The sequence below is a fragment of the Microbacterium terrae genome (assembly GCF_017831975.1).
Classification (GTDB): Bacteria; Actinomycetota; Actinomycetes; order Actinomycetales; family Microbacteriaceae; genus Microbacterium; species Microbacterium terrae.
Genome location: NZ_JAFDSS010000001.1, coordinates 2,708,753 through 2,721,479, shown reverse-complemented (window position 1 = coordinate 2,721,479; position 12,727 = coordinate 2,708,753). Strand labels below are relative to the sequence as shown.

General features: G+C 69.3%; 12 protein-coding genes. 10 read left to right on the top strand and 2 right to left on the bottom strand.

Annotation, left to right across the window (positions count from 1 at the left end; translation table 11 throughout):
* Position 1 precedes the first annotated feature (1 nt).
* The 6 genes from urtC (at position 2) to JOD63_RS12410 (ending at position 5,499) form a co-directional block, all read left to right on the top strand.
* On the top strand, positions 2 to 1,099 hold the full coding sequence (urtC, locus tag JOD63_RS12435; RefSeq protein ID WP_052682421.1) for an urea ABC transporter permease subunit UrtC: 1,098 nt from the start codon (positions 2 to 4) through the stop codon (positions 1,097 to 1,099).
* Positions 1,096 to 1,908, top strand: a complete 813-nt coding sequence (locus JOD63_RS12430) for an ABC transporter ATP-binding protein (RefSeq protein ID WP_084613399.1) — start codon at positions 1,096 to 1,098, stop codon at positions 1,906 to 1,908. The genes urtC and JOD63_RS12430 overlap by 4 nt, the downstream gene beginning before the upstream one ends.
* Positions 1,908 to 2,588 (top strand): urea ABC transporter ATP-binding subunit UrtE, encoded by a 681-nt coding sequence (urtE, locus tag JOD63_RS12425; protein ID WP_045274883.1) that lies wholly within the window; start codon positions 1,908 to 1,910, stop codon positions 2,586 to 2,588. Before JOD63_RS12430 ends, urtE begins: the two co-directional genes overlap by 1 nt.
* 84 nt (positions 2,589 to 2,672) lie before the next feature.
* Positions 2,673 to 4,349, top strand: a complete 1,677-nt coding sequence (locus JOD63_RS12420) for a purine-cytosine permease family protein (protein ID WP_245617948.1) — start codon at positions 2,673 to 2,675, stop codon at positions 4,347 to 4,349.
* Positions 4,349 to 4,912: a TetR/AcrR family transcriptional regulator gene (locus JOD63_RS12415; RefSeq protein ID WP_045274885.1), complete on the top strand. Its 564-nt coding sequence runs from the start codon at positions 4,349 to 4,351 to the stop codon at positions 4,910 to 4,912. The genes JOD63_RS12420 and JOD63_RS12415 overlap by 1 nt, the downstream gene beginning before the upstream one ends.
* Entirely contained in the window at positions 4,912 to 5,499 is a 588-nt protein-coding gene (locus JOD63_RS12410; RefSeq protein WP_045274886.1) for a TetR/AcrR family transcriptional regulator, read from the top strand. The genes JOD63_RS12415 and JOD63_RS12410 overlap by 1 nt, the downstream gene beginning before the upstream one ends.
* An 18-nt stretch (positions 5,500 to 5,517) precedes the next feature.
* Here JOD63_RS12410 and JOD63_RS12405 read toward each other — a convergent pair whose 3' ends face one another.
* Positions 5,518 to 6,102 (bottom strand): dihydrofolate reductase family protein, encoded by a 585-nt coding sequence (locus JOD63_RS12405; protein ID WP_045274887.1) that lies wholly within the window; start codon positions 6,100 to 6,102, stop codon positions 5,518 to 5,520.
* A 113-nt stretch (positions 6,103 to 6,215) separates the two neighbouring features.
* On the opposite strand from JOD63_RS12405, the gene JOD63_RS12400 reads away from it, so the two are divergent.
* The 4 genes from JOD63_RS12400 to JOD63_RS12385 all read left to right on the top strand — a co-directional run bounded on the left by JOD63_RS12400 (position 6,216) and on the right by JOD63_RS12385 (position 12,092).
* The gene (locus tag JOD63_RS12400; RefSeq protein WP_045274888.1) at positions 6,216 to 7,286 is read left to right on the top strand and encodes a glycoside hydrolase family 43 protein; all 1,071 of its coding nucleotides are present in this window, start codon (positions 6,216 to 6,218) and stop codon (positions 7,284 to 7,286) included.
* A gap of 106 nt (positions 7,287 to 7,392) precedes the next feature.
* Entirely contained in the window at positions 7,393 to 9,462 is a 2,070-nt protein-coding gene (locus JOD63_RS12395; RefSeq protein ID WP_045274889.1) for a beta-galactosidase, read from the top strand.
* A gap of 146 nt (positions 9,463 to 9,608) precedes the next feature.
* Positions 9,609 to 11,060, top strand: a complete 1,452-nt coding sequence (locus JOD63_RS12390; protein ID WP_045274890.1) for an alpha-N-arabinofuranosidase — start codon at positions 9,609 to 9,611, stop codon at positions 11,058 to 11,060.
* 15 nt (positions 11,061 to 11,075) lie between these two features.
* Positions 11,076 to 12,092, top strand: coding sequence for a LacI family DNA-binding transcriptional regulator (locus tag JOD63_RS12385; protein ID WP_211088111.1), 1,017 nt, complete (start codon positions 11,076 to 11,078; stop codon positions 12,090 to 12,092).
* A gap of 34 nt (positions 12,093 to 12,126) precedes the next feature.
* Here the strand turns inward: JOD63_RS12385 and JOD63_RS12380 are convergent, their stop codons facing one another.
* A complete protein-coding gene (locus JOD63_RS12380; protein WP_045274891.1) occupies positions 12,127 to 12,711 on the bottom strand; it encodes a TetR/AcrR family transcriptional regulator in 585 nt (194 codons plus the stop codon).
* Between the last annotated feature and the right edge of the window lie 16 nt (positions 12,712 to 12,727).

Below are 12,727 nucleotides of genomic sequence, written 5' to 3'. Positions count from 1 at the left end.
CATGAGAAAGCTCCAGCCGTGGTACTCGCTCATCGGCATCGCCGTCTTCGCGGTGATCCTGCTCGCGGTGGCACCCTCGGTGCTTTCGCTGCACTGGATCAACAACCTCGGGAAGTACTGCTGCTGGGCCATCGTCGCCGTCGGGATCGGAATGGCGTGGGGCCGCGGCGGGATGCTCGTCATGGGGCAGGGCGTCTTCTTCGGACTCGGCGCCTACGCGATGGCGATGCACATGACCCTCGAGACCGCCGGGCCCGGAGCGGTCCCGACCTTCATGGTGCTGTACGACCCGCTCGCGCCGCTTCCGGCACTGTGGGAGCCGTTCCGCAGCCCTCTGTTCACCATCGCCGCCATCATCGTGCTGCCGCTCGTCGTGGCCGGCATCCTGGGCTACGCGCTGTTCAAGCGTCGGGTCAAGGGGGCGTACTTCGCCATCCTCACCCAGGCGCTCGCGGTCGCGCTCGCCGTGTTCGTCAGCTCGACGATCCGCGAGACCGGCGGCGACACCGGCCTCAGCGGGTTCAAGTACTTCTTCGGGTTCGTCCTCACCGACGACACCAACAAGATCATGATCTACATGATCACCGCCGCCCTGCTGATCGTGTGCATGGTCGTGGCGTGGCAGCTGTACCGCAGCAGGTTCGGCGAACTGCTGCTGGCCACCCGCGACGCCGAGGAGCGCGTGCGGTTCCTCGGCTACGACCCCGCCAACATCAAGCTCGTCGCCTTCGTCATCGCCGCGATCATGGCGAGCATCGGCGGGGCGATGTTCGTGCCGATCGTCGGCATCATCACGCCGCAGGAGATCGGGGCCTCGGCATCGATCCTCATGATCGCCGGCGTCGCCCTCGGGGGTCGCGCCTCGCTCTTCGGGCCCGTCCTCGGGGCGATGGCGATCGGCTGGGGGCAGTCGAGCCTCTCGTCGAGCTGGCCCGAAGGATGGATCTACCTCCTCGGCCTGCTCTTCATCGTGGTGACGCTCTTCCTGCCCAACGGCCTCGCCTCGCTGTTCAGCAGGGCGAAGGGATTCATCCGGCGGGGCAGGGCGGACACGACCCCGGCGCCGACGGCGCCCGAGAAGGAAGAGGTGGTGGCATGAGCGGCACCGCTCCGGTCGCCGGCGCCGCGGCACCGCTCGTGCCCGACGAGGAGACGTCGGTGAAGGTCTCGAACCTCACCGTGACCTTCGACGGGTTCACCGCCGTCGACGACGTCAGCCTCCTCATGCTCAAGGGGCAGGTGCACTTCCTGATCGGTCCCAACGGAGCGGGAAAGACGACCCTGGTCGACGCGCTCACCGGGCTCGTCCCCGCGACGGGCACCGCGACATACGACGGCATGGACCTGATCTCGATGAAGACGGACAAGATCATCCGTGCCGGGGTCGGGCGCACGTTCCAGACCGCGACCGTCTTCGACGAGCTCTCCGTTCTCCAGAACCTCGATATCGCGGGCGGCGTGCACCGCAGGGCGTGGGGCCTGCCCTTCACCCGGCGCGGGGTGCCCGACTACGTCGAGTCGGCGCTCGAGACCATCGGACTCTCGGCACTGCGTGACAAGCCGGCCGGCATCCTCGCCCACGGCCAGAAGCAGTGGCTCGAGATCGGCATGCTCCTGGTGCAGGACGCGAAGGTGATGTTCCTCGACGAGCCGGTGGCGGGCATGAACGCCGACGAGCGCGACGAGACGGGGCAGCTCCTGCGCCGCATCGGCGACCAGCGCACGATCATCGTGATCGAGCACGACATGGACTTCGTCCGCAGCTACGCGGAGTGGGTGACGGTCATGCACCTCGGCAAGCTCCTCACCGCGGGGACCGTCGAACAGGTGCAGGCCGACAAGCGCGTCCAGGAGGTCTACCTCGGGACTGCGGCCGATGCGGCCGTCGAGGGTGAGGGTGGTCACTGATGCTCGAGATCACAGGGGTCACGGCCGGGTACGGACGCACCGAGGTGCTCCACGACGTGACAGTCAGCATTCCCGCCGGGCACGCGGTGTCGGTCATGGGGCACAACGGCGCGGGCAAGACGACGCTGCTCCGCGTCGCCACCGGCCTCATCCCGGTCATGCGCGGCAAGGTGCTCATCGACGGTGAGGACGTCACGAAGCTCCCACCGTCGAAGCGGGTCAAGCGGGGGCTCGGCTACGTGCCGCAGGGCCAGCAGTCGTTCCCGCAGATGACGACGCTCGAGAACCTGCAGCTCGTGGCCAAGCGCCAGAGCGACATCGACGAGGTGTTCGACCTGTTCCCGGTGCTCAAGGACCTGCTGGCCCGCCGCGCCGGGCTCCTTTCGGGCGGACAGCGCCAGCAGCTCGCCATCGCCCGGACGCTGCTCACCAAACCGCGTCTGCTCGTGCTCGACGAGCCGACCGAGGGCATCCAGCCGAACATCGTGGCCGACATAGAGCGGGTCATCATCGATCTCACCCGTCGCGGCGACCTCTCGGTGCTCCTGGTGGAGCAGCATGTCGGCTTCGCGCTGCGCTCCACCGGAACGTACTACGTCCTGCAGTCGGGTCGGATCACGATGACGGGCGAGGGAGGGGCGGCCGCCATCGACAGCGTCCGCGACGCGATGGCGATCTGACCCAGATCGATTCAGCGCGGCAACGCCGGCGAAACACGGCACCGGCAGAATCCAGGAATCGTGGATGCCCTGGAGGTGAGCGCCGTGACTCGAGCAGGCGGCGACGCGCGCGCCGCCGCCGAAGACAGTCTCGAGGACTACGCCTTCCGCTACGTGCCCCGCTCGTTCCGCCGGTGGAGTGCGATGTCGGTCGGGGGAACGGCGCTCGGATCGATCGCCTTCCTCGCCGACTTCTCCATCGGGGCGAGCGTGGGGCTCCAGCACGGCACGGCGAATGCGATGCTCGGCATCCTGCTGGCGTCGGTCATCATCTTCCTCGTCGGCTTCCCGGTCGCCTTCTACGCGGCCCGGTACAACCTCGATCTCGATCTCATCGCCCGCGGCTCGGGCTTCGGGTACTACGGCTCGATCATCACGACCGTCGTCTTCGCCGGGTTCACGTGCATCTTCTTCGCGCTCGAGGGAGCGATCATGGCGCAGGGGCTGGCCGTGGTGGTCGGCATCCCGCTGCACATCGGCTACGTGATCTCGACGATCGTCGTCATCCCCATCGTCATCTACGGGATGCGCGCGCTCGAGCGGCTGCAGTTCTGGACCACGCCGCTGTGGCTCGCGCTCGCCCTCCTGCCGCTCACCTGGGTGGTGTTCACCCAGCCCGATGCCGTGACCGAGTTCATCGGGTTCACCGGCGCCTCCGACGGCACGATCAGCGTCAGCGCGATCGTCGGCACGGCGGCCGTGTGCTTCGCACTCACCCCGCAGCTCGCCGAGCAGATCGACTACATCCGGGTCATGCCGCCCCGGACCGACGCGAACGCGAAGTCGTGGTGGACCTCGTTCGTGCTGAGCGGACCCGGCTGGGTCATCTTCAGCGGCACGAAGCAGGTCATCGGCCTCTTCCTCGCGGTCTACCTCGTGACGAAGGTCGATCCGCTGATCGGCGCCCGCGCCGTCGAGCCGGTCGAGCAGTTCCTCGGGATGTACGAGTCGCTGCTCCCCGACTGGGCGGCGCTGCTCCTCGCCCTCGTGCTCATCGTCATCGCCCAGGTGAAGATCAACGTGACCAACGCGTACTCCGGCTCGCTCGCGTGGTCGAACGTGTACACGCGGGTCAAGAAGCGCTACCCCGGTCGCACCGTCTTCGTCGTCTTCAACCTGGTGATCGCTCTCGCGCTCATGCTGATGGACGTCTTCAGCCTCATCTCGTTCGTGCTCAGCCTCTACGCCAACGTCGTCATGGCCTGGCTCGTCACCATCTCGGCCGACATCGTCATCAACAAGCACCTGCTCGGGATCTCGCCGCGCTACCCGGAGTTCCGCCGCGGGATGCTTCACGACTGGAACCCCGTCGGCCTGGTGTCGGTCGGCCTGTCGTCGCTCCTCTCGCTGCTGTGCTTCGCCGGCGCCTTCGGCCCGGAGGCGCGTCCCTTCTCCGTGATGATCGCCATCGGCGTCGCGATCATCGTGACCCCGCTGATGGCCCTCGCCACGCGCGGCAGGTACTACCTCCGGCGCACGTCCGACGGCATCCCCTCGCCCCTCCTCGACGCCGACGGCAACCCCTCGGGTGAGCGGCTTCGCTGCCATGTCACCGGCTACACGTTCGAGCGACCGGATATGCTGGCCTCGGCCGAAACAGGGCCGCGGGGCGAGGTGCAGTTCGTCTCGTCGCTGGCTCTGACGCTCGACGGATCCGACCGGTATGTGCTTCCTCCCGAGGAGGCGACGCCCGGTCGCGGCGGGTGGGGAAGGAAGTTGTGATGGACGCGGCACCCGACACCTCGTCGGTGATCCTGGCGAGCGCCGCGGTGCTCCTGCGTCAGCGCACCTTCGAGGACATCTCGTACCTCGACCTCGCCGATGCCTCCGAGGTCTCGGAGCGCACGATCTACCGTCGTTTCCCGACGCGGTCGCACCTCCTCGAGGCCCTCGCCCGCTGGATCGAGGCCGAGCACTTCCCGCTGGCGGAATTCCACGATGCTGACGGGTTCCGCGAGGCGGCCCGCATGCGGTTCCGCGCCTACGATGCCGAGCCGGCCTTCGCGTTCGTCGCGGCACGCGGCGGAGCGCTCTCGCCGACCGCAGACGAACCGGCCGCCCCGATCACGCAGGCCATCGTCGCGATGCTCGATGCGACGGCGCCGACGCTCAACCGCCGCGACGCGCGGCGCACCGCGGCGACGGTGCGCTACTTCGCTTCGCCGATGTTCTGGGCGCGGATGCGGACAGGCTTCGACATGAGCGCCGACGAGATCTCCGCGGCGTTCGACTCCGCCGTGCGCGGCTTCCTGCCGGCGGCGACGAACGCGAACCGGGCCGCGTAGTGGCCGGCGGGCCCTCGGCGCCGGAGCTCTCGGGAACGCAGACGGCGATCCTCGCCGCGTACGCCGAGCTGATCGAAGAAGTCGGCACCGACGACGTGTCGTTCCGGGTGATCGCCCTGCGCGCCGGGGTGGGCGAGCGGACGGTCTTCCGCTACTACCCGACACGCGTCGACCTGCTCCTGGCGACATCCGCATGGATCGAACGGACGATCTTCCCGCGCGAGGCATCCGAGAGCATCTTCGACGTGCCGATCGCGATCCGCGAGGCGATGGAGGCGTACGACCGCCGGCCCGAGCTGGCCTTCGTGGTGGCCGAGACCTCGATGCGCGGTGTGAACGGCGCCGAGCCCGCGCCCGATCGCGAGCATTTCGACGAGATGCTGCGCGCCGAGGTCCCCTCGCTGGGCGACGATGAGCGCAGGACGATCGTGGCGGCGCTTTCGCATCTCGACTCGTCGGCGACCTGGGTGACCATGCGGCGCGAGCTGGCGATGAGCGGACGCGACATCGCCGACGCGGCGACCTGGGCGGCCGAGTCGATCCTCGACCCGATCCGCGGTCTCGCGAGCGGCCAGGGCGACCGGTAGCCAGGCGACTCGAACCGGTCAGCCGTGGAGCGAGGGCCGGTACACGAGCTCGAGGATGCTGTCGTCGAAGGTCCTGCTCGAGACGAGCTCGAGGTCGAAATCGGCCGCGCCGGCGAACACGGCATCCGTCCCCGTCCTCCCCGAGATCACCGGGAAGACGGTGACCTGCACGAGGTCGACGAGGCCGGCGGCCATCAGCGCGCGGTTCATCGACAGGCTGCCGTGCGAGCGCAGGGGCACCGGCGACTCCGCCTTGAGGTCGGCGACGACGTCGACGGCGTCTCCGGTGGCAAGGGTCGTGTCGGGCCAGTCGAGCGGCGCTTCGAGCGTGTTCGAGACGACGGTGGTGGGCATGTTCTTCATGCGGGTGTTGATCGGATCGGCGAACTCCGTCTCCTCTCCCGTGCGCCCGAGGAACGTCACGAACTCGCGGAACGTGTTCGCGCCGATCACGAGGCGCTGGACCTCGGAGTACTGGGCGAGGCGGTGCGCGAGGAACTCGGGACCGTCCTTGCCCCAGAACCCGCCCCAGTCGCCGTCGGGGCCGTACGAGCCGAAGCCGTCGAGCGTGCAGAACACATCGAACGTGTAGGTCGCGGTCATGTCGCCTCCTCGCGTGCCATCCAAGCATCGGCGGCGGTGCGTCGGAAGGGCGGCGGTGCGCGAGTGCGCCGGATGCCGCCAGGATGGAGGTCTCACCGACGAGGAGCCCATCGATGCACACCGACGACCAGACGTCAGATCGACCGGAAGCACCGGCGCCGCAGGGCGCCCCACGCACGCTCGACGCGATCCCGGTGCACGATCCGTTCATCCTGGCCCGCCGCGACGACGAGACGTACTACCTCTACACCGCGTTCGACGGCGATCGCGGGCCGGTGCCCGGGCACGGCGTGCTGGCGTACACGAGCACGGATCTGCGCGACTGGTCGGGGCCGACCGTCGTGTTCGAGGTTCCCGAGGGCACGTGGGCGGATGCCGCGCAGTCGCCGTGGGCGCCCGAGGTGCATGAGCACGGCGGTCGCTTCTACCTCTTCACGACCCTGCACAACGGTGCGACCGCGCTGCCGTGGCCGGCCGATGGCGGGCAGCAGTTCCTGCTCGGCAGCGGCGGCGTCGTCGACGAGGGCCGGCGCCCGAGCGCCCGAGGCTCGGTCACCGCCGTGGCCGACTCGCCGCTCGGCCCGTTCACTCTCCTCGACGCCCAGAAGCCGGTACCGCCCGCGGACTTCATGACCCTCGACGGCACGCTCTTCGTCGATGACGACGACAAGCCGTGGATGGTCTACGCCCATGAGTGGGTGCAGCTGCTCGACGGCACGTTCGAGGCGGTGCCGCTCAGCGACGACCTGAGCCGCGCGATCGGCGACCCGGTGCACCTGTTCCGGGCATCCGAGGGGTCGTGGCTGAGCACCCAGGTGCCGGGTCTGCAGACCCTCGCGCCGTACGTGAGCGACGGCTGCCAGCTGCGGCGGCTGGCGAGCGGCGCGCTCACGATGCTGTGGGCGTCGTATCGGCACGGCCCGGGTGGAAGCGAGTACGTCGAGACGTCCGCCACCTCCGCGAGCGGCAGCCTCTTCGGGCCATGGGTGCAGAACGGGATCCTCGTCGACGGGAACGCCGGCCACGGCATGGTCTTCGACGGCTTCGACGGACGCTCGTACCTGGTGCTGCACCGCGGCATGAACACGCCGCGGGTGCGTGCCGAGATCTTCGAGGTGGAGGATGCGGGCGACCGGCTGCAGGTCGTCGCCGACCGCCGCGACCTGTATACGCCGGGGAGCTGAGCGGGAGATAGTTACCGGTAACAATCCGTGCTAGCGTGCTCTGCGCCAGAGATCTCGGATGCGCCGGGCCGGCGCATCCGCCCCGATAAACGGAGTTCCGCGGACCATGACGACCCACCGCCCCTTCCCCGCCGACGGCATCCTGTACGGCGCCGCCTACTACGCGGAGTACCACCGCACCGATCGCATCGACGAAGACCTCGACCTGATGAAGGCGGCGAACTTCACGGTCATCCGGGTGGGTGAATCGGTGTGGTCGACGTGGGAGCCGGAAGACGGTCGGTTCGAGCTCGACTGGCTGCAGCCGGTGCTCGACGGCGCGCACGCTCGCGGGATCAGCGTGATCCTCGGCACGCCGACGTACGCCGTGCCGCCGTGGCTGCAGCAGGCTCACCCCGAGATCGCCGCGCAGAAGGCCGACGGTCGGCCGCACGCGTGGGGCGGACGGCAGGAGGTCGACTACTCGCACCCCGCGTTCCTGTTCCACGCCGAGCGCGTCATCCGCGCGGTGATCGAGCGGTATGCGGGGCACCCGGCAGTGATCGGCTACCAGGTCGACAACGAGCCGGGACTGCACCTGTTCCACAACCACGGGGCGTTCACACGGTTCGTGCGGCGCCTCAAGCAGCAGTACGGCGACGTCGAGACGCTCAACCGCGAGTGGGGGCTCACCTACTGGTCGCACCGCATCTCCGACTGGTCGGAGCTGTGGCGGCCCGAGGGCAACAGCCTGCCGCAGTACGACCTCGCGTGGCGCCGCTACCAGGCGGATCTGACGAGCGAGTTCATCGCCTGGCAGGCCGGGATCGTGCGCGAGTACGCACGACCGGAGCAGTTCGTGACGACCTGCATCGCCTATCCGCGCCAGGCGATCGACGACTTCGACGTCAGCAGGGCGCTCGACGTCAGCGCCGGCAACCCGTACTACTCGATGCAGGACGCCCTCGACGCGACGCGGGTTGTCGCGGCCGAGAACGAGTGGACCACGAGCGGCGTCGCGGGGCTCCACCGCCAGGCGGACCGGCTCTACTCGTCGCGCCAGGACCGGTTCCTCGTCACCGAGACCAACGCGCAGGCGATCGGCGTGAGTTCGAGCAACCGGCCGCCGTGGCCCGGGCAGCTGCGCCAGGCGGCGTTCGCCCTGGTCAGCCGCGGTGCGGCGATGGTCGAGTACTGGCACTGGCACACGCTGCCCTACGGCACCGAGACGTACTGGGGCGGCGTGCTCCCGCACTCGCTGAAGCCGGGGCGCGTGTACCGCGAGATCGCCGAGATCGGCGCCGCCTTCGCGGAGCTCGGGTCGTCGCTCGACGGCTTCGAGCCCGACGCCGACGTCGCCCTGCTGTGGTCGAACGCGTCGCGATGGGCGTTCCAGTTCTTCCCGCCTCTCGCCTCGGGCGGTCATGGCGACCCCGAGTCGTACGAGCGCATCTTCGACGCCTTCCACCGCGGTGTCATCGAATCCGGTGCGCAGGCGCGGGTGCTGCACGCCGAGCAGGCCGTCGCGCTCGGTGCGGAAGAGCTCGCCGCACAGTTCCCCGTGCTGGCGGTGCCCGGCTTCTACGTGGCCGCCGATGACGAGCTCGAGCTCCTGCGCGATTACGCCGCAGCGGGCGGTCACCTCGTGGTCGGCATCCGCACCGGCTACGGCGACGACGAGGCGCGGGCGCGCGTCGACGTCGCGCCCGCGGTGCTGAGCACGGCGGCGGGGGTCTCGTACGACGAGTTCTCCAACATCGACGAGGCGATCGCGGTGACCGGCTCCGGGTCGTTCGCACCCGCCCACGGCGCTGCCGCGACCGCGTGGATCGACGGACTCGTCACCACATCGGACGACGTCGAGGTGCTCGCGCGGTACGAGCATCCGCGATTCGCGGAGTTCCCCGCGATCACGACCGCCGTCCACGGCGCCGGTCGTGTCACGACGGTCGGCACCGTGCCTGATCCTGCGCTCGCGGCATCGCTCATCGCGTGGGCGGTGCCCGCACCCGTGGCCGACGGCCTCGCCCCGACGCGGCCGCTTCCGGTGACGGTGTCTTCTGGAGTCGTCGCCGACGGCCGCCGTGCATGGTTCCTGTTCAACTGGAGCTGGGACGAGGTCGTGCTGGACCTCGCCGACGGCTCGAGCCTCACCCTTGAGCCCTGGGACGCGCAGGTCGTCTTCACCGCGGCGTGAGGCAGGGTCGTCGCGACGGAGAACTCTTGACGGGCCGTCGCGCCGACCGGTAGCGTGTCGCGTCGGGTGAGTATTTATCGATACAACTTTCCGCCCGTCGAGCAGAACCGCCGTCGTGCGACGGCCGCAACCGCAGAAAGCGACCGATGATCGACCTCTCCGCCAGCGCATCCACGCACCGCATCGACCGCCGCGTGTACGGGCAGTTCGCCGAGCACCTCGGCCGCTGCATCTACGAGGGTGTGTGGGTGGGCGCCGACTCCGGCATCCCGAACAAGAACGGCATCCGCACCGATGTCGTCGACGCGCTGCGCCACATCAAGGTGCCGCTGGTGCGGTGGCCCGGTGGATGCTTCGCCGACGAGTACCACTGGCTGAAGGGCGTGGGCGACGAGCGCCAGCCCATGGTCAACACGCACTGGGGCGGCGTTGTGGAGTCGAACGAGTTCGGCACGCACGAGTACTTCGAGCTGCTCGATCAGCTCGACGCCGAGGCGTACATCAACGGCAACGTGGGCAGCGGCACCGTCGCCGAGATGCAGGACTGGGTCGAGTACATGACCCTCGACCACACCGCGCCGATGGCCGAGCTGCGCAAGCGTCATGGGCGCGAGCAGCCGTTCAAGCTCGAGTTCTTCGGCGTCGGCAACGAGAGCTGGGGATGCGGCGGCAACATGCTGCCGCTGCACTACGCCAACCAGTACCGCCAGTTCCAGACGTACGTGCGCAATTACGGCGACAACCGCATCAGCAAGATCGCGTGCGGGGCGAACTCCGACGACTACGAGTGGACCGAGGTGCTGATGGCGCGGGCGGCCGGCCACATGGACGGCCTCAGCCTGCACTACTACACGCTGCCCACGGGTGACTGGGACGCGAAGGGCTCGGCGACCGACTTCGACGAGCACGGCTGGTACGAGACCATCCGCCAGACGCGCCGCATGGACGAGCTGCTCACGCGTCACAGCGCGATCATGGACACCTACGACCCCGCCAAGCGCGTCTCGCTGATCGTCGACGAGTGGGGCACCTGGTACGACGTCGAGCAGGGGACCAACCCGGGCTTCCTCTACCAGCAGAGCACCATGCGCGACGCTCTGGTCGCCGCGCTCAACCTCAACATCTTCCACCGACACGGTGCGCGGGTGCGGATGGCGAACATCGCGCAGATGGTGAACGTGCTGCAGGCGATGCTGCTGACCGACGGTTCGCGCATGGTGAAGACGCCGACCTATCACGTCTTCGACCTGTACAGCGATCACCAGGATGCCGACTTCGTGGGCCTCCCCGGCGGCGGGGCCGGCGCGTTCGACTCGCACGGCGACGTCACCGTCTCGCGCAAGGACGGCGCGCTCACGATCAGCACGGCGAACTGGCACCTCGAGCGCGGCATCGACGCGGCGTTCGACCTTCCGGCGAACGTGACCGAGGTGCTCCGCGCCGAGGTGCTCACGAGCGCTGCGCCGACGGTGCACAACACCTTCGACGCCCCCGACGCTGTGCGGCCGGTCGAGCTTCCGGTCCGCATCGACGGTCGGACTCTGCGGTTCGAGCTGCCGCCCCGGTCGGTGGCCACGGTGCGCGTCGGCCAGCGCTGAGATACGGTGACGCGGGTGGCGACGACGACGATGCAGGACGTGGCGCGTCACGCGGGCGTCTCGGTGATGACCGTCTCGAACGTCGTCAACGACCACCCGCACGTGCGCGCCGCGACACGGCAGAAGGTGCTCGACGCGATCGCCGAGCTCGGGTACCACGTCAACACCACCGCGCGGAACCTGCGGCAGGGACGCACGGGCGTCATCGGCCTCGCCGTGCCGGAGATCGACCGGCCGTACTACGGGCTCCTGGCATCGCTGCTCATCGAGCGCGCGGCGGCGCGCGGGTACGAACTCGTCATCGAGCAGACGTCCGCCGAGCGCGATCGCGAGCTGACCTCGGTCACCCGATCACGGCTGCGCAGCTACGACGGTCTGATCCTCAGTGCCGTCCGGCTCCACGATCACGACGCGACGCTGCTGCGCGGCGAGTTCCCCCTCGTCGTGCTGGGGGAGCGCTCGTTCAGCGAACCCCTCGATCAGGTGGTCATGGACAACGAGCGCGGGGGGCGCCTCGCGACGGCGCACCTCATCGCGCAGGGGAGCCGCCGCATCGGCGTCATCGGCGGTCGCCTCGGCCTCGCCCAGGAGATCGACGTGTCGACCACCCGCACGCGGGGGTACGTCGCAGCGCTCGCCGACGCCGGCATCGCGCTCGACGAGGATCTCGTGCGGTTCACCGAGCTTTCCTACGAAGGCGGCCGCGAAGCGGCGGCCCGGCTCCTCACCGATGTCGAGGGCCTCGACGGGCTGTTCTGCGTGACGGATGTCGCGGCCGTGGGCGCGATGCGCGCCGTCCGCGATGCCGGTCGCACCGTGCCGGGCGATGTGCGCGTGGTGGGGTTCGACGATGTGGCGCTCGCGTCGCACCTGACGCCCTCGCTCACCTCGATCGCGCCCGACCATGCCGCGATGGCGGATGCGACCATCGATCTGCTCCTCGGGCGGATCGACGGATCGCGGGGCCAGGGCGACTATCGCACGTTCGTCGGACCGGTCGAGCTCATCGCCCGCGAGTCGAGCGCGTCGTAGCCTGCGCGGGCAGCTCACGCGCCGGCGCGGCGGATCACGGCAGCGCCAGCGCGAGGCTGTCGAGGTAGGCCGCCTCGTCGAAGTCGTCGATGAGCGTCGACTGCAGGATGAACCCCGGCAGCATGCTCATGATGACCGGCGCCACGCGCCTGGCCCACTCCGCCGGCGGCGGGGACTGGTCGGCGCGGGCGTGCTCGGCCCACTGGGTGAGTGCGGCGACGACGCCCTCGCGGATCCGCGCGAGCACCATCTGCACCATGCCGCGCAGGTCGGGGTCGACGGTCGCCTCACCCCAGACCTGGATGAGCACCTCGACCGGCGCGTTCGCGCGCGCGCCCTCGGCGAGGAGGCGGACGATCTGCGACGGGGGGAGGGGATGCGCGGCTCCGGCGGCGGCGAGTTCGGCGCGGCGGTCGTCGAGGATGCGCTCGGCGACGAATCTCAGCAGTTCCTGCTTGCCGGGGAAGTAGCCGTAGATGGCGCCTGCAGACAGGCCCGACTCGGCGATGATGTCGGCCATCGACGTGCGCTGATAGCCCGTGCGCAGGAAGCACCGCACCGCGGCATCCGCTATCTCGAGCCGGCGCGACTCGCGCTTCGCGTCGCTGATCTTGGGCATCGTCACCTCCGGTTGA

Excerpts from the sequence above, each read along its gene's own strand:
- JOD63_RS12400 (WP_045274888.1), top strand. The coding sequence starts at position 6,216 with ATGCACACCGACGACCAGACGTCAGATCGACCGGAAGCACCGGCGCCG.
- JOD63_RS12430 (WP_084613399.1), top strand. The coding sequence starts at position 1,096 with ATGAGCGGCACCGCTCCGGTCGCCGGCGCCGCGGCACCGCTCGTGCCC.
- urtC (WP_052682421.1), top strand. The coding sequence starts at position 2 with ATGAGAAAGCTCCAGCCGTGGTACTCGCTCATCGGCATCGCCGTCTTC.
- JOD63_RS12415 (WP_045274885.1), top strand. The coding sequence starts at position 4,349 with ATGGACGCGGCACCCGACACCTCGTCGGTGATCCTGGCGAGCGCCGCG.
- JOD63_RS12405 (WP_045274887.1), bottom strand. The coding sequence starts at position 6,102 with ATGACCGCGACCTACACGTTCGATGTGTTCTGCACGCTCGACGGCTTC.
- JOD63_RS12380 (WP_045274891.1), bottom strand. The coding sequence starts at position 12,711 with ATGCCCAAGATCAGCGACGCGAAGCGCGAGTCGCGCCGGCTCGAGATA.
- urtE (WP_045274883.1), top strand. The coding sequence starts at position 1,908 with ATGCTCGAGATCACAGGGGTCACGGCCGGGTACGGACGCACCGAGGTG.
- JOD63_RS12390 (WP_045274890.1), top strand. The coding sequence starts at position 9,609 with ATGATCGACCTCTCCGCCAGCGCATCCACGCACCGCATCGACCGCCGC.
- JOD63_RS12395 (WP_045274889.1), top strand. The coding sequence starts at position 7,393 with ATGACGACCCACCGCCCCTTCCCCGCCGACGGCATCCTGTACGGCGCC.